Below are 15,371 nucleotides of genomic sequence, written 5' to 3'. Positions count from 1 at the left end.
CTCCGTTCCCTTCCGCTACCAGACGTAGGCGAGGACTTCCCCGCCTACGCCCTTCTTGCCGGCCTGCTTGTCGGTGAGGAGACCGTGCGACGTGGAGATGATCGCCACGCCCAGGCCGCCGAGCACCTTCGGCAGGTTGGTGGACTTCGCGTAAACCCGGAGACCGGGCTTGGAGATCCGCTTGATGCCCGCGATGGAGCGCTCACGGTTCGGGCCGAACTTCAGCTCGAGGACGAGGTTCTTGCCGACCTCGGCGTCCTCGACCTTCCAGCCCGTGATGAAGCCCTCCTGCTGGAGGATCTCCGCGATGTGAGACTTGATCTTCGATGCCGGCATCGTCACGGAGTCGTGGTATGCCGAGTTCGCGTTCCGCAGACGCGTAAGCATGTCTGCGATCGGATCAGTCATGGTCATGAATTGGCCTTCGGCCTCTCTCGCCGTGGTTTCCTGGTGCGCCATCCCTCTCCCCGATCCGAGACGGGACGGGTGCGGCGCGGTGGACCTACGGCGTAGTAAGTCGTACGGGCGACCGTCAGGCGCCCAACCCTCCAAGCCTAAGCCATGGAGGGGAGGGCGCCTGACACGCCCATTGCTTACCGAGAGCCTCTGGAATCCCTAAAAGGGGGATTACCAGGAGCTCTTGGTCACGCCCGGCAGCTCGCCACGGTGAGCCATCTCACGAAGGCACACGCGGCACAGGCCGAACTTGCGGTACACGGAGTGGGGACGGCCGCAGCGCTGGCAGCGCGTGTAGCCACGCACGCCGAACTTGGGCTTGCGAGCAGCCTTCGCGATCAGAGCCTTCTTCGCCATCTCGCTCACGCCTCCTTGAAGGGGAAGCCGAGGTGACGAAGGAGGGCACGGCCCTCAGCGTCGTTGGTCGCCGTGGTCACCACGGTGATGTCCATACCCCGGGTACGGTCGATCTTGTCCTGGTCGATCTCGTGGAACATGACCTGCTCCGTGAGACCGAAGGTGTAGTTGCCACGGCCGTCGAACTGCTTGGGGGACAGACCACGGAAGTCGCGGATGCGCGGAAGCGCGAGCGACAGGGTGCGGTCCAGGAACTCCCACATGCGGTCGCCACGGAGCGTGACGTGGGCACCGATCGGCTGACCCTCACGCAGCTTGAACTGCGCGATGGACTTACGGGCCTTGGTGACGGCCGGCTTCTGACCGGTGATGGTGGTCAGGTCGCGGATCGCGCCCTCGATCAGCTTCGAGTCACGGGCAGCGTCGCCGACACCCATGTTGACCACGATCTTGACGAGGCCGGGGATCTGCATGACGTTCTCGTACTTGAACTCGTCACGCAGCTTGCCCGCGATCTCCTCGCGGTACTTCGTCTTGAGACGCGGAGTGGTGGTGGTAGCCATCAGATGTCCTCACCCGTCCGCTTGGCAACGCGAACCTTGTTGCCCTCATCGTCGAAGCGGTAACCGACACGCGTGACGACCTTGTTGCCGTCCTTCTCAACGACCAGCTGGACGTTGGAGACGTGGATCGGCGCCTCGGTCGTGACGATGCCACCGGCCTGCGAACCCTTGGCGGTCGGGCCGGCCTTGGTGTGCTTCTTGACCCGGTTGACACCCTCGACCAGAACACGGTCCTCGCGGGGGTAGGCCGCGATGACCTTGCCCTGCTTGCCCTTGTCCTTACCGGTGATGACCTGGACCAGGTCGCCCTTCTTGATCTTCATGCTTACAGCACCTCCGGCGCGAGCGAGATGATCTTCATGAACTTCTTCTCGCGCAGCTCACGGCCGACGGGGCCGAAGATACGGGTGCCGCGAGGGTCGCCGTCGTTCTTCAGAATGACGGCGGCGTTCTCGTCGAAGCGGATGTACGAGCCGTCCGGACGGCGGCGCTCCTTGACGGTGCGAACGATGACCGCCTTGACGACGTCACCCTTCTTCACGTTGCCGCCGGGGATCGCGTCCTTGACGGTGGCGACGATGACGTCACCGATGCCCGCGTAGCGGCGACCGGAGCCACCGAGCACACGGATGCAAAGGATTTCCTTCGCACCAGTGTTGTCGGCGACGCGCAGTCGCGACTCCTGCTGGATCACGTCTATCTCCTGTTTGTCTGCCGGTTCCCGGCAGGGGCCGTTCTCTTACGAGACGAGCCCCTGCCGAGCCTGGCGGAACTGACCTGCGGGATTTGCCCCGCAGGAATTACTTGGCCTTCTCGAGGATCTCGACGATGCGCCAGCGCTTGGTCGCCGACAGCGGACGCGTCTCCATCAGGAGGACGCGGTCGCCGACGCCGGCAGCGTTCTGCTCGTCGTGCGCCTTGAGCTTGTTGGTACGGCGGATGACCTTGCCGTACAGCGCGTGCTTCACGCGGTCCTCGACGGCGACGACGACGGTCTTGTCCATCTTGTCGCTGACGACGAGACCCTCACGGGTCTTGCGGAAGCCGCGGGCCTCTGCGTTCTCAGTCACGTTGCTCTCGCTCATCAGGCGCTCTCCACCGTCTCGATGCCCAGCTCGCGCTCACGCATCAGGGTGTAGATCCGCGCGATGTCCTTACGGACGGCCTTCAGCCGACCGTGGTTCTCGAGCTGACCCGTCGCCGCCTGGAAGCGGAGGTTGAACAGCTCTTCCTTGGCTTCGCGGAGCTTCGCGAGAAGCTCCTCGTCACCCAGTTCGCGCAGCTCGGACGCCTTGGTACCGGCCGACATCACGCTTCACCTGCCTCGCGCTTGACGATCCGGCACTTCATCGGCAGCTTGTGGGCCGCACGAGTCAGCGCCTCACGGGCGATCTTCTCGTTGGGGTACGACAGCTCGAACATCACGCGTCCGGGCTTGACGTTGGCGATCCACCACTCCGGAGAACCCTTACCGGAACCCATGCGGGTCTCGGCAGGCTTCTTGGTGAGGGGACGGTCCGGGTAGATGTTGATCCAGACCTTGCCACCACGCTTGATGTGACGCGTCATGGCGATACGAGCGGCCTCGATCTGACGGTTCGTCACATACGCCGGGGTCAGCGCCTGGATGCCGTACTCGCCGAACGCAACCTGCGTGCCGCCCTTGGCAGCGCCGCTGCGCTTCGGGTGGTGCTGCTTGCGGTGCTTGACCCTACGGGGGATCAGCATGTCGGTCAGGCCTCCGTTCCGGTGCTCTCAGCCGGAGCGGCGGGGGCCTCGGCCTTGGGGGCCTCGGCGCCGGCAGCCTGCTGCGGCTTACGACCGCGCCGCTCGCCACCGCGGCCACCACGGGCCGGGCGGTCGGAGCCGCCGCCACCGCGAGCCGGGCGGTTACCCGCACGGGCGGCAGCGTTCTCAGCGCGGACCTCGGCGATGTTCTTGACGTCGCCCTTGTAGATCCAGACCTTCACACCGATGCGGCCGAAGGTCGTCTTGGCCTCGAAGAAGCCGTAGTCCACGTTCGCGCGGAGCGTGTGCAGGGGCACACGGCCCTCGCGGTAGAACTCCGAGCGGGACATCTCGGCGCCACCGAGGCGGCCACCGCACTGGATCTTGATGCCCTTGGCGCCGGCCTTCATGGCGGACTGCATGCTCTTGCGCATGGCCCGACGGAAGGAGACGCGGGAGGAGAGCTGCTCGGCAACGGCCTGGGCAACCAGCTGAGCGTCGGTCTCGGGGTTCTTGACCTCGAGGATGTTCAGCTGGACCTGCTTGCCCGTGAGCTTCTCGAGGTCACCGCGGATGCGGTCGGCCTCGGCGCCACGGCGGCCGATGACGATGCCCGGACGAGCGGTGTGGATGTCCACCCGCACGCGGTCACGGGTGCGCTCGATCTCAACCTTCGAGATACCGGCGCGCTCCATGCCGGACGTCATCATCCGACGGATGGCGACGTCTTCCTTGACGTAGTCCTTGTACAGCTTGTCGGCGTACCACCGGGACTTGAAGTCCGTGGTGACACCGAGCCGGAACCCATGCGGGTTAACCTTCTGGCCCATTACCGGGTTCCTTCCTTGCTGCTGACGACCACAGTGATGTGGCTGGTCCGCTTGCGGATCCGGTAGGCACGGCCCTGGGCACGCGGACGGAACCGCTTCAGGGTCGGGCCCTCGTCGACGTACGCCTCGCTGATGACCAGCGAGGAGGCGTCCGGGTGGTCGTAGTTGTGCGCGGCGTTGGCGATGGCGCTGTCGAGCACCTTGCCGACCGGCACGGAGGCTGCCTGCGGAGCGAATCGCAGAACAGCCTGAGCCTCCGTGGCATCCATGCCACGGATAAGGTCCACCACGCGGCGGGCCTTCATGGGCGTAACGCGGATGTACCGCGCCTGGGCCCTGGCTTCCATGGTTGTCCCTCTCAGTTACTTACGTGTCTGAATGCGATCCGCTACTAGCGGCGCTTCGACTTCCGGTCGTCCTTGACGTGGCCCCGGAAGGTGCGCGTCGGCGAGAACTCGCCGAGCTTGTGGCCGACCATCGACTCGGTGACGAACACCGGGATGTGGGTCTTGCCGTTGTGCACCGCGAGCGTGTGGCCGAGCATGGCCGGCACGATCATGGAGCGACGGGACCAGGTCTTGATGACGTTCTTGGTGCCTGCTTCGTTCTGCGTTTCCACCTTCTTGATCAGGTGGTCGTCGACGAAGGGCCCCTTCTTGAGACTGCGCGGCATCTAAACCCGCTCCTAGCGCTTCTTGTTCGTCTTGCGGCGGCGGACGATGTACTTGTTCGACGCCTTCTTGGGCGAACGAGTACGACCTTCCTTCTGACCCCAGGGGCTGACCGGGTGGCGACCACCGGAGGTCTTGCCCTCACCACCACCGTGGGGGTGGTCAACCGGGTTCATCGCCACACCGCGAACGGTCGGGCGGACGCCCAGCCAGCGCTTGCGGCCGGCCTTGCCCCAGTTGATGTTGCTCTGCTCGGCGTTGCCGACCTCGCCGACCGTGGCGCGGCAGCGCTGGTCGACCAGACGGATCTCACCGGACGGCATGCGGAGGTGGGCCATCGAGCCCTCCTTCGCGAGCAGCTGCACGGAGGCACCGGCGGAGCGGGCGAACTTGGCGCCGCCACCGGGACGGAGCTCGATCGCGTGGATCGTGGTACCGACCGGGATGTTGCGCAGCGCCAGGTTGTTGCCCGGCTTGATGTCGGCCCCAGGACCGTTCTCGACGCGGTCGCCCTGGTTCAGGCCACGCGGCGCGACGATGTAGCGCTTCTCGCCGTCCGCGTAGTGCAGGAGCGCGATGCGCGCGGTGCGGTTGGGGTCGTACTCGATGTGCGCGACCTTCGCCGGCACGCCGTCCTTGTCGTGACGACGGAAGTCGATCACTCGGTAGGCGCGCTTGTGTCCGCCACCCTGGTGGCGAACGGTCACACGACCGGCGTTGTTACGGCCGCCCTTGCTGTGCAGCGGGCGGACCAGCGACTTCTCCGGCGTGGACCGCGTGACCTCGACGAAGTCGGCGACGCTGGAGCCACGACGGCCCGGCGTAGTCGGCTTGTACTTGCGGATTCCCATTTCTCAGTCCTCGTCCGATATCGGACGATCCGACCCGCTTACGCGGTCGGACCGCCGAAGATGTCGATACGGTCGCCCTCGGCGAGGGTCACGATCGCGCGCTTGGTGGCGGCACGCTGGCCGAACCCGGTGCGGGTCCGCTTGCGCTTGCCGGCGCGGTTGATCGTGTTGACCCCAGTGACCTTGACGTCGAAGACCGCCTGGACGGCCTCCTTGATCTGGGTCTTGTTGGCACGCGGGTCGACGACGAACGTGTACTTGTTCTCGTCGAGAAGCGCGTAGCTCTTCTCGGACACGACCGGCTTCAGCAGCACGTCACGGGGGTCCGTGTACGCCTTGCTGGCCGGGGTGACGACGGTGTTCTTGCCCTCGGCGGCGTGGCGACGCGCCTTGGCGACGCGCGCGGCCTTGGCGACCTTGGCCGCCTTGGAGGCAATGCTCGGGTGACGCGTAGCCATCAGGCCTCGCTCCCTTCGGTGTCAGTGGCCTTCGGGCCCGACACGAAGGACTCGAACGCGGCCTGGGTGAAGACCACGTCGTCCGAGACGAGAACGTCGTACGTGTTCAGCTGGCCCGGCTCCAGAATGTGGATCTGGGGCAGGTTGCGGGCGGAGAGCCACGCGGCCTCGTCGGCGCGCTCGACGATCAGGAGCAGGTTCTTGCGCTCCGAGATCTTGCCGAACAGCGTCCTGGCGGCCTTGGTGCTGGGGTTCTCGCCCTCGATCACGCCGGAGACGACGTGAATGCGGTTGTTGCGGGCCCGGTCGGTGAGGGCGTGGCGCAGGGCCGCGGCCTTCATCTTCTTCGGGGTCCGCTGCGAGTAGTCACGCGGCACGGGACCGTGCACGACGCCACCACCGGCGAACTGCGGCGCGCGGGTCGAACCCTGACGGGCTCGGCCGGTGCCCTTCTGGCGGTACGGCTTCCTGCCACCACCACGGACTTCGCCGCGGCGCTTGGTCTTGTGCGTGCCCTGACGGGCAGCGGCCAGCTGTGCGACGACGACCTGGTGGAGCAGCGGAACGCTGATCTTCTCTACGTCGAAGATCTCCGCGGGGAGCTCGACGGAACCGGCCTTCTCGCCAGCGGGCGAAAGGATGTCAACAGTGCTCATCGGTACCTCAGGCCCCCTTGGCCGCGGTGCGGACCAGGACGAGGCCGCCGTTCGGACCGGGAACCGCGCCCTTGATGAGCAGCAGACCCTTCTCCGCGTCAACGGCGTGGACGGTCAGGTTCTGGGTGGTGACCCGCTCGTTGCCCATACGACCCGCCATGCGGAGGCCCTTGAACACACGGCCCGGGGTGGCGCAGCCACCGATGGAACCGGGAGAGCGGTGCTTGCGCTGGGTGCCGTGACCGGCGCCGAGGCCCTTGAAGTTGTGACGCTTCATGACACCGGCGAAGCCCTTGCCCTTGCTCTTGCCGGTCACGTCGACCTTGATGCCGGCCTCGAACACCTCGGCGGTGATCTCCTGGCCGAGGGTGTACTCGCTGGCGTCAGCGGTACGGATCTCGACGAGGTGGCGGCGGGGAGTGACGTCGGCCTTGGCGAAGTGGCCCTTGAGGGGCTTGTTCACCTTGCGCGGGTCGATCTCGCCGAACGCGATCTGGACCGACTCGTAGCCGTCGCTGTCGTTCGTGCGGACCTGGGTGACGACGTTCGGGCCGGCCTTGACGACGGTGACCGGAACAACACGGTTGTTCTCGTCCCACACCTGCGTCATGCCGAGCTTCTCGCCCAGGATGCCCTTGATCTGCTTAGCCATTCTCAGATCACCGGCCCCTAGAGCTTGATCTCGATGTCGACACCGGCCGGGAGGTCGAGTCGCATCAGAGAGTCAACGGTCTTGGGCGTCGGGTCGAGGATGTCGATCAGGCGCTTGTGCGTGCGCATCTCGAAGTGCTCGCGCGAGTCCTTGTACTTGTGCGGCGACTTGATGACGCAGTACACGTTCTTCTCGGTGGGGAGCGGCACCGGGCCCGCGACCGACGCACCAGTGCGGGTCACCGTCTCGACGATCTTCTTCGCCGAGGAGTCGATGACCTCGTGGTCGTAGGCCTTGAGCCGGATGCGGATCTTCTGTCCCGCCATGGCTACTCAGTAGTCCTGTCTCTTTTAACGCTCTGGAACCCGGTGTTCCGTCTTCCCGCCTCCGACCCACGCGGTCGGGTGTGTCGCGCTCTCACCGACACAGATGCCCCTTGTTCGAGCATCCCCAGTCTGGGAGCACGGCCCTTCCGGAACCGCAGGCCGGGGGCGGATGGCCCACCGGGTGCCTGGCCGGTATTGCACTGTCACTTCCCGAAAGATTCCCGTACGTCCGCCCCAGCGCTGCCTTACGGCAGTTAGGGCGACGAGTACTGTGGGACTCGCTTCCGGTCCTCCCGGCGGGAGGCGCGCAGCATCAACACTCGACCGAGCAACTCCGACAGTCTGCCATATGGTGCGGGGGCTCCGCCAATCGAGCCGGAGAGAATACCCCGAGGGTGACGTAGGTCAAACCCGAACCCCGGGGTCGCGCCCGCAGCCGTCGAGATCACACGGGCCGGGATCACGCGCCGCGCTCCATGAGCCCCGGCCGGACATCGCGCGAACCCTCTCCGTACACCTCCCTTGCGGCCGATCGCCGCAGGCTCGCCGTACACCATCTGGCTACTTTTGGGCGCTTCAGCGTTATTTATGGCTGATATTTCCTATTTCTTCATTATGAGAATGGAAGAGATGAGGACGTCGCCACGCCGACGATCCGTCCTGGCCTCAGCCGTCGCGGTTGCTGCGCTCGTCGTGGCACCGCTGGCGGGCGCCGGGACCGCCCTCGCCATGGACAACCCCTACCCGCCTCATCCGACGAAGCCGGGCCACCCGTACCCGCCGTACCCGCCGAAGCCTCCGGGCCACGACCACGACCACGACCATGACCACGACGGGCACCACCCGGGCAAGCCGGACCATGACTGGCACGGGCACGACGGGGGCGAGGAGGGTCACGACCAGGATCCGGGCCGGGAGCACCTCGCTGAGACCGGTGGCAACGACAACGACAAGGACAAGGAGCTGATCCTCGGCGGTGTGGCGGCCGCTCTGGTCGCGGCGGGCGCGGGCACCGTGCTGGTCGTGCGCCGCCGCCACAGCTCATGACGATGCCGAAACCGCGCATCACCTTCCGTGGGCGTCCGGGCGACAGCCGGGACGCCCATCGGGCAGGCCCGCGGTTCCGCGGGCCTCGTGCCCGGGTCGCGCTGCTGGCCGCCCTCGCTCTTCCCGCGGCGGCCGCCGCCTGGATCGGGGTCACCGGCTGGCTCGCCCACAGCGAGCTCCTCGCCGCTCGCGAGGACCTGAGCACACTGCGGGGGTCGGTCGGCACCTCCGTCGCCCGCAGCTCCCACGCAGCGGGCGCCGCGGGGTCCGCGGCGGAGTCCGATCAGGAACGGCTGCTGCGTTCGGCGGCCGCGCACGCCTCGCGCGCACATGGCCTCACCACCGGGCCCGCCTGGTTCGTCGCGGCCGAGCTGCCCCTCATCGGCGGACCCTTCGAGACCGTACGCGGCATCGCCGACGCCTCGGACAGACTGGCCACGGACGTACTGCAACCGCTGGTCGGCGCCGTCCCCCGCCTCTCGTCGTCGGCTGGGGCGGGCGGTGTCCCGAGTGCTCTGGCAGGGCTGGAGAGCGAGGCGCCGAGATTCGCGCGAGCCGCACAGGTCGCGGCCGAGGTGCGCGCCGACGCCCGCCGTCTTCCCCGCTCCACCTGGCTGCCGGCGGCCGATCGCGGCCGTGCCGAGCTGTCGGGGCAGCTGGACCGTCTCGTCCCGCAGACCCGCGACGTCGCCGTCGCGGCCCGCGTGGTGCCGTCCATGCTCGGGACACACGGGCCACGGCGCTATTTCCTCGCTTTCCAGAACATCGCCGAGGCCCGGGGCACGGGCGGCCTCCCGGGTGCCTTCGCGGTGCTGCGGGCAGACCGGGGCAAGCTGTCGTTCGAGCACTTCGGCAACAACACCGAGATCGACGTCCGGGCGAAGGTGGACCTGGGGGCCGAGTTCGCGGCCCAGTACGGGCACAACGGCCCCCAGAGCGTGTGGGCGAACTCCAACATGAGTCCGCACTTCCCGTACGCCGGCCGTATCTGGACCTCGTACTGGCGCGCAAAGACCGGCCGGGCGCTGGACGGCGCGATCGCGATCGATCCGGCCTCGCTCGGCATGCTGCTGCGTGCCACCGGGCCGGCCCGGCTGCCCGACGGGAGCGCTCTGACCGCTGACAACGCCGTGGACCTCACCGAGCGGGACAGCTACTCGAAGTACTCGGACGTCGCCGAGCGGAAGTCGTTCTTCGTCGAGGCCGCGCGGGCCGCCGCCGGGGAGATGATGACCGCGTTCGACGATCCGCGTCTGCTCCCGGCGCTGCTGAGGGCCGTGCACGACGTACAGCGCGCGGGCCGGCTCCAGGTGTGGAGCGCGCACCCGGGCGAGCAGCGGCTGCTGGAGGCACGGCCGTTCGGTGGCGCGCTGCCCGACGCGCCCGGACCGTTCGCGGGACTCGTCCTGAACAACGGGGCGGGCACCAAGCTGGACTACTACCTGGACCGGAGTCTCGTGTGGGAGCCGGGTGCCTGCACGGACAAGGGCCGCGCGGTCACCACGACGGTGACGCTCACCAACCGGGCGCCGGCCTCAGGGCTCCCCCACTACGTCACCCAGCGCGTGGACGCCCCGCCCTACCGCACCCGCCCGGGTGACAACCGGCTGCTGGTCTCCTACTACGCCGGCACAGGGGCGAAGCTGACGCGGGCCACCCTGGACGGCAAACCGATCGAGCCGATCCCCGGCTTCGAACGCGGCCACCCGGTGTACACCCTCGACCTGGAGCTCCCCCGGCAGTCCACGCGCACGCTGGTACTGCACCTGCACGAACCCGAGGCCGACCGCCCCCCGACGATTCTGCGGCAGGCCCTGGTGACGCCGCTCAAGGCGACCGTCAAGCCCGCGCGTCCGTGCGGTCGCTGAGCCCAGGGCTCAGTCGGCCGCGCGTCCGCTCGGCACGCGCTCGGCGACGCTGAACGCGTCGGGGTTCCCGTCGTCGCCGCCCGGCAGGTGATGCGAGGCGGCCGGATCCAGGATCGCGGCCAGCGTCAGCACCGCCGCACGGACTTCCAGGGCCCGCGCCCGGTGCACATGGGGCAGGGCGCCATGCGGGTCGGCGATGCCGTCCGACTCTCCCGGTACGGGCGGCACCTCGCCGCGCCGGGTCGCCGCCAGCCGGACCGCCTCGCCCGGTGTGCCCGCCCGGGTCCCGGCCGAGAGCCGGACGAACTCGCGGAGGGTGAAGCAACGGCGCAGCGCCAGCGGGCAGAGCCGCACCGCCGCCTCCCGGTGGCACCGCTCCAGCCCGAGCACCAGGTCGGCCCGTTCGACATGGCCGGCCGCCAGGGGCCGGGCGGTGAAATCGCGCGCGTCGCCCCCGAGTTCCGTGAGGATCGTGCTCGTCACGTGGTCAAGCGGCGCCGGCCGGGCTCCGGTGCCCGCGCTGCGCACGCGGAAGCCGGGCTCCGGCAATACGGCGGCCAGCAGCCGCTCGGCGAGCGGGGAACGGTGCAGATTGCCGGTGCAGATGAACAGGACTTCGAAGGCGGTCACAGGGACGCTCCCTTCTCGCCGGCGACGGGCTGCGCGGCGGCCCCGGCGCCTTCGGCGGATCCCTCCCGGCCGGCCCCGGGGCGGGGCACGGGCAGTTCGGCGCCGTACCCGTAGCCATAGCCGTAGCCCTTGCCCTTGAAGGCGGCGACCATGCTGAACACGGTGCCGAGGACGCGTACGCCGGTCCGGTTCAGCGAGTCGGCGGCGCTGCGGATCTGGTCGCGACCGGTGTGGGACGCGCGCACCACGAGCAGCACACCGTCGACGAGCGGGGCGAGCCCGATGGTGTCGGCGACCGGCAGCAGAGGGGCGCTGTCCACGACGACCACGTCGTAGCTGCCGGCGAGTTCGCGCAGCAGCTCCCCCATGCGTTCGGAGGCGAGCAGCTCGGTGGGATTGGGCGGCACGGCCCCGCTGGTGAGCACCGCGAGCCGGCCTCCCGCCTGCTGCATCACGTCCTCGACCCGCGCCTGCCCGATGAGCACCGTGGTCAGACCGGCGTCCTGGACGAGCCCGAAGGTGCCTGCCACGGCCGGGCGGCGCAGGTCGGCGTCGACGAGGCAGACCCGCATCCCCGTATCGGTGAGGGAGAGCGCCAGGTTGACGGCGGTGGTGGACTTGCCCTCGCCGGGCACCGGGCTGGTCACGACCATCACCCGGGGGCGGTCGTCGATCTGTGCGAACTGCAGGTTGGCACGCAGCTTGCGGAACGCTTCGGCGCGTACGGAGCTGCCGGCGCCGTCCATCGCGATCCGCTGCCGGGCCGAGGTCCTGTCGTACGGGATCGAACCGAGGACCGGCAGTGCGGTGAGTTCTCCGAGCGCGTCGCCGGTCTTGACGGTGGTGTCCAGCGCCTCGCGCAGCGCGACGGCCCCGGCGGCGAGCAGCAGCCCGCCGAGCATGCCGGCCACCAGGTCGAGCAGCCGCTTCGGCGACACGGGTTTCGTGGGGACGCTCGCCTGCTCGGTGACACCGAGCGAGACGGGCGAGGTGGGCGCGGCGGGGGGCTTGGACGCCTTGCGCGCCCCGCGGGGCGCGGGCTTCTGCTTCGGCGTCTCCAGTTTCTCGACGACGGTGATGAAGCGGCTCGCGACGGCGTTGGCGATACGCGCCGCACGTGCCGGATCCGTGTCGCGCACCGTGATGTTGATGAGCACGGTGTTGAGCGGGGCCTCGGCGGTGATGCGGGACGCGAGCTGCTCCGGCGTGGACTTGAGTCCCAGCTGGCGTGCCACGTACCCGGTCACCGGGCGGGTGCCGACGATCGCCGCGTACGACTGGACGCGGGCCTGCGAGAAGGACTGCCCCTGGTTCAGGTCGTCGGTCTCCACGCCGGTGCGGGTGGCGACGAAGAGCTGGGACCGGGCCTCGTAGACCGGCGTGGTCAGCACGGTCACCGCCTCGCCCGCGCCGATGCCCAGCAACAGACAGATCAGAGCAGTCGGCCAGCGTCTGGCGAGCATCTTGAGATATCCACGAAGGTCCAACGGGCACCCCTCACAGGAGCGAATTCATTTCGCTTTGCGCGTGTTCGTCGGTGTATGCGCGAGCAGAATAGGCGCTCCATGCCCTCGTATTCGGCAACCACGAGCCGTGGGCACACCCGCGCACGCACCGATGGGAGCCGATCGGGGGAAATAGCCCCGAAAATGTATTGAGAAGAATGTTTCGGCGCCGAATTCCATGCCGTTCCTGCGCAATATGCCTGGCGGCAGAAGAGGGCTCCGCACGGCGGATGGACGGGTCTTCATGCGTAGAAACATCGACAATGGGGCTGCCGGACTGCGTATCGTCCTGGTCGCGTTCACCTGCGATCCGACGCGGGGCAGCGAACCCGCCATCGGTTGGGGCTGGACCGAGTCACTGGCGAGACGCGGGCACACCGTCGAGGTGCTGACACACCCCGAATTCGACAGCGTGCGGCACGCCGAGCGCCGGGTGGCGGACCTGGGGGAGGTGGGCGAACGCATCAAGCTGCACGTCATCCCGGAACCGCGGGCGCCCAGGTGGACCGGGCTGCTGCCCGGCCCGCTGAGCGGCATGGCCGCGGAGGTCAAGCGCTACGACCGATGGCAGCGCCGGGCGCTGGCGTACGCCCGCGGCCACGGCCTCGACAGGGCCGACCTCGTGCACCACGTCTCGTACGGGTCTTTGCAAGGTGGCTCGGCCCTGCGTCACCTGGGGCCGCCCTTGGTGTTCGGTCCCGTCGGCGGTGGCCAGATCGCGCCGCACAGTCATCGGCGTTACCTGGGCGCCGCCTACCCGCAGGAGGCGTTGCGGACGTGGCTGTGGGTGCGCTGTCTGAGCCGTCGGCAGTCGTGCCGTATGACCCTTCGTGACGCGGCCGTGGTGCTGGCGACCAACCGGGACACGGAACGGCGGGCCCGTGAGCTGAGCCGTGCCACCACCCGTCTGATGCTGGCCGACGGTATCCAGGAGTCGCTGATCCGGGAGCCGGCCGAGGCCCCACCGGCCCGGTCCGATCGCCCGCCCACCGTGCTGTGGGTCGGCAGGCTGCATCCGCGCAAAACTCCTGAGCTGGCGGTTCGGGCCGTCGCACATCTGCGGTCGGAGATTCCGGACGCCCGTCTGGTGGTCCTCGGCGACGGGCCTCTACGGCCGTCCCTGGAACAGCTCGCGCAACGGCTGGGGGTGGGTGAATCGGTCGAATTCCGGGGCCTGTTGCCCCGCGAAGAGGTCTTCACCGCCTGTGACGAGGCCGATGCGTTCCTGATGACCAGCCTGCGGGACTCCTCCAGCACCCAGACCCTGGAGGCGTGGGCCAGAGGCCTTCCCGTCGTTCATCTCGGCCACCACGGCATCAGTGACTTCTCGGCACCGGGCGGGGCGATCTCCGTGCCGCTCGGCGACCCCTCCGACCTGCCCCAGCGCCTGGCCTGGGCGCTCAGCGGTGTGCTCAAGGACCAGCACGCCCGCCACTGCATGGAACGAGCCGCGCTGGCGTGGGCACGGAAACACACCTGGTCGGCGAAGGCGGAGACCGCCGAGGAGCTCTACCGCGCCATTCTGCCCCCGAGAGCCGGGGGCTGATCGAGAATCCGTGCCGACGTCCGAGAGGCGACCATGCTCGTATCAGTGATCATCCCCCTGCACAACACGGAGAAGTACATCGAGGCGTGTCTCGCGTCCGTCCTGGACCAGACGCATCGGGAGCTGGACGTCATCGTGGTGGACGACGGGTCCACGGACGGCGGAGCGGCGATCGCCGAGCGCGTCGCCGACGAGCGTGTCCGGGTCGACCGGGGCGTCAACCGGGGAGTCGCGGGTGCCCGTAATCGTGGTCTCGCCCTCGCCAGGGGTGAGTTCGTGGCCTTCCTGGACGCCGACGATCTCTGGTATCCGGACAAGCTCGCCGAGCAGCTCGCCGTTCTGCGCGGCGATCGTGACGTCGTGGCGGTCGGCGCGGTCTTCCAGTACCTCTCCGGCAGCGGCCGACTGCTGGGCCGAGCGGGGGAGAACGCGCGGGATGCCGCCGCCCTGCAGCGCCTGCGGCGCGGTCAGCTGATGCCGTTCCCCATCTCCTCCCTGCTCTCCCGCACCGACGCCGTGCGGGACGCCGGAGGGTTCGACGAGTCGCTTCCCCCCGTCGCCGACCTGGACCTCATGGCCCGGCTGGCCGTGGCCGGACCGGTTGCCACGGTCATGCGGCCGCTGGGCGCCTACCGGGTGCACGCCGACTCCATGTCGGCCCGGCAACCCGCCGAGATGATGATGCTCGTACGGTTCGTCGAGCAGCGGGCCACGGCACGGCTCGAAGGCCGGCAGGCACCCGACCTGGAGTCGTTCGTGGCCTCCTACCGCCTCACGAGAGCGCAGCGGCGGCGGGACGGCGCGGCCCGGCGTTTCCGCGCCGCCGGTCTGCTGGTGATGGAGCGCCGGTACGGCAAGGCGGCGGCGCTGTGCGCTCTCGCCCTGCTGGCCCGGCCGTCCTACACGCTGCGCCGTATCGCGATGCGGCTGCCGCTGGGGCGCGCGCCACGCGTCGTTGCTCAGAGCGCTCCCGGTGTCTAGGGCCTGTCCGGCGGATCAGGCCGGCTGCAAGGAACGGCATCCCATCAGCGCAGGGTGAGCGGGGCCTGGTGCGTCCAGCTGCAAGGCGGAGGAGGGAGTCGACGCGATGGGGGTCCCCCCGCTCGAGCGGAGTCGAGAGTGGGGGAGTCGGCGAGTGACGACAACGCCGCTGGGGGTACCCCCTCTGGGGGAGGGCGTGCCAGGCCCCGCGACGCCGGCATGATCCGCCGGACAGGCCCCAGACCG

22 protein-coding genes are annotated in these 15,371 nt (G+C 68.8%); 4 read left to right on the top strand and 18 right to left on the bottom strand.

What is annotated here, in order from left to right; translation table 11 throughout:
• Positions 1–15 precede the first annotated feature (15 nt).
• The 16 genes from rpsH to rpsJ all read right to left on the bottom strand — a co-directional run bounded on the left by rpsH (position 16) and on the right by rpsJ (position 7,548).
• Positions 16–414 (bottom strand): 30S ribosomal protein S8, encoded by a 399-nt coding sequence (rpsH, locus tag OG254_RS29365; RefSeq protein WP_007384075.1) that lies wholly within the window; start codon positions 412–414, stop codon positions 16–18.
• Between the two features lie 213 nt (positions 415–627).
• The gene (locus OG254_RS29360) at positions 628–813 is read right to left on the bottom strand and encodes a type Z 30S ribosomal protein S14 (protein WP_003948630.1); all 186 of its coding nucleotides are present in this window, start codon (positions 811–813) and stop codon (positions 628–630) included.
• 5 nt (positions 814–818) lie between these two features.
• Positions 819–1,376, bottom strand: coding sequence for a 50S ribosomal protein L5 (gene rplE, locus OG254_RS29355; RefSeq protein ID WP_020135807.1), 558 nt, complete (start codon positions 1,374–1,376; stop codon positions 819–821).
• Positions 1,376–1,699: a 50S ribosomal protein L24 gene (gene rplX, locus OG254_RS29350; RefSeq protein ID WP_147995163.1), complete on the bottom strand. Its 324-nt coding sequence runs from the start codon at positions 1,697–1,699 to the stop codon at positions 1,376–1,378. Before rplX ends, rplE begins: the two co-directional genes overlap by 1 nt.
• Before the next feature lie 2 nt (positions 1,700–1,701).
• A complete protein-coding gene (rplN, locus tag OG254_RS29345) occupies positions 1,702–2,070 on the bottom strand; it encodes a 50S ribosomal protein L14 (protein WP_003998823.1) in 369 nt (122 codons plus the stop codon).
• A gap of 106 nt (positions 2,071–2,176) precedes the next feature.
• Positions 2,177–2,461 (bottom strand): 30S ribosomal protein S17, encoded by a 285-nt coding sequence (gene rpsQ, locus OG254_RS29340; RefSeq protein WP_147995162.1) that lies wholly within the window; start codon positions 2,459–2,461, stop codon positions 2,177–2,179.
• Positions 2,461–2,685 (bottom strand): 50S ribosomal protein L29, encoded by a 225-nt coding sequence (gene rpmC / locus OG254_RS29335; protein WP_003998824.1) that lies wholly within the window; start codon positions 2,683–2,685, stop codon positions 2,461–2,463. The genes rpsQ and rpmC overlap by 1 nt, the downstream gene beginning before the upstream one ends.
• The gene (rplP, locus tag OG254_RS29330; RefSeq protein WP_009327094.1) at positions 2,685–3,104 is read right to left on the bottom strand and encodes a 50S ribosomal protein L16; all 420 of its coding nucleotides are present in this window, start codon (positions 3,102–3,104) and stop codon (positions 2,685–2,687) included. Before rplP ends, rpmC begins: the two co-directional genes overlap by 1 nt.
• Positions 3,105–3,109: 5 nt before the next feature.
• Positions 3,110–3,934: a 30S ribosomal protein S3 gene (gene rpsC / locus OG254_RS29325; RefSeq protein WP_147995161.1), complete on the bottom strand. Its 825-nt coding sequence runs from the start codon at positions 3,932–3,934 to the stop codon at positions 3,110–3,112.
• A complete protein-coding gene (rplV, locus tag OG254_RS29320) occupies positions 3,934–4,281 on the bottom strand; it encodes a 50S ribosomal protein L22 (protein ID WP_026290933.1) in 348 nt (115 codons plus the stop codon). Before rplV ends, rpsC begins: the two co-directional genes overlap by 1 nt.
• Positions 4,282–4,325: 44 nt before the next feature.
• Complete coding sequence (gene rpsS, locus OG254_RS29315; RefSeq protein ID WP_147995160.1) at positions 4,326–4,607, bottom strand: 30S ribosomal protein S19; 282 nt, start codon at positions 4,605–4,607, stop codon at positions 4,326–4,328.
• A gap of 12 nt (positions 4,608–4,619) precedes the next feature.
• A complete protein-coding gene (gene rplB, locus OG254_RS29310) occupies positions 4,620–5,456 on the bottom strand; it encodes a 50S ribosomal protein L2 (protein WP_405587438.1) in 837 nt (278 codons plus the stop codon).
• A gap of 38 nt (positions 5,457–5,494) precedes the next feature.
• Entirely contained in the window at positions 5,495–5,914 is a 420-nt protein-coding gene (gene rplW / locus OG254_RS29305; RefSeq protein WP_147995158.1) for a 50S ribosomal protein L23, read from the bottom strand.
• Entirely contained in the window at positions 5,914–6,570 is a 657-nt protein-coding gene (gene rplD / locus OG254_RS29300) for a 50S ribosomal protein L4 (RefSeq protein ID WP_405587433.1), read from the bottom strand. Before rplD ends, rplW begins: the two co-directional genes overlap by 1 nt.
• Before the next feature lie 7 nt (positions 6,571–6,577).
• Positions 6,578–7,222 carry a 50S ribosomal protein L3 gene (gene rplC, locus OG254_RS29295; protein WP_053753931.1) on the bottom strand — a complete coding sequence of 215 codons (645 nt, stop codon included), beginning with the start codon at positions 7,220–7,222 and terminating at the stop codon, positions 6,578–6,580.
• A 17-nt stretch (positions 7,223–7,239) separates the two neighbouring features.
• Positions 7,240–7,548: a 30S ribosomal protein S10 gene (gene rpsJ, locus OG254_RS29290; protein WP_003948644.1), complete on the bottom strand. Its 309-nt coding sequence runs from the start codon at positions 7,546–7,548 to the stop codon at positions 7,240–7,242.
• Positions 7,549–8,178: 630 nt separating this feature from the next.
• On the opposite strand from rpsJ, the gene OG254_RS29285 reads away from it, so the two are divergent.
• Positions 8,179–8,595: a hypothetical protein gene (locus tag OG254_RS29285; protein ID WP_405587430.1), complete on the top strand. Its 417-nt coding sequence runs from the start codon at positions 8,179–8,181 to the stop codon at positions 8,593–8,595.
• Entirely contained in the window at positions 8,592–10,463 is a 1,872-nt protein-coding gene (locus tag OG254_RS29280) for a DUF4012 domain-containing protein (RefSeq protein ID WP_405587428.1), read from the top strand. The genes OG254_RS29285 and OG254_RS29280 overlap by 4 nt, the downstream gene beginning before the upstream one ends.
• 9 nt (positions 10,464–10,472) lie before the next feature.
• On the opposite strand, the gene OG254_RS29275 is transcribed toward OG254_RS29280, so the two are convergent.
• Together OG254_RS29275 and OG254_RS29270 are read right to left on the bottom strand one after the other, a co-directional pair.
• Positions 10,473–11,093: a low molecular weight phosphatase family protein gene (locus OG254_RS29275; protein ID WP_405587426.1), complete on the bottom strand. Its 621-nt coding sequence runs from the start codon at positions 11,091–11,093 to the stop codon at positions 10,473–10,475.
• Positions 11,090–12,580 (bottom strand): polysaccharide biosynthesis tyrosine autokinase, encoded by a 1,491-nt coding sequence (locus tag OG254_RS29270; protein ID WP_405587424.1) that lies wholly within the window; start codon positions 12,578–12,580, stop codon positions 11,090–11,092. The genes OG254_RS29275 and OG254_RS29270 overlap by 4 nt, the downstream gene beginning before the upstream one ends.
• Before the next feature lie 262 nt (positions 12,581–12,842).
• Between OG254_RS29270 and OG254_RS29265 the strand changes: the two genes are divergently transcribed.
• Together OG254_RS29265 and OG254_RS29260 are read left to right on the top strand one after the other, a co-directional pair.
• On the top strand, positions 12,843–14,144 hold the full coding sequence (locus OG254_RS29265) for a glycosyltransferase family 4 protein (protein ID WP_405587422.1): 1,302 nt from the start codon (positions 12,843–12,845) through the stop codon (positions 14,142–14,144).
• Between the two features lie 33 nt (positions 14,145–14,177).
• Positions 14,178–15,125, top strand: a complete 948-nt coding sequence (locus OG254_RS29260; protein ID WP_351199051.1) for a glycosyltransferase — start codon at positions 14,178–14,180, stop codon at positions 15,123–15,125.
• Positions 15,126–15,371: the final 246 nt, after the last annotated feature.

Origin of the sequence: Streptomyces sp. NBC_01092 (genome assembly GCF_045039535.1) — a bacterium.
GTDB lineage: Bacteria > Actinomycetota > Actinomycetes > Streptomycetales > Streptomycetaceae > Streptomyces.
The sequence above is the reverse complement of the archived record's forward strand: the minus strand, read 5'-3'. Positions and strand labels throughout refer to the sequence as shown.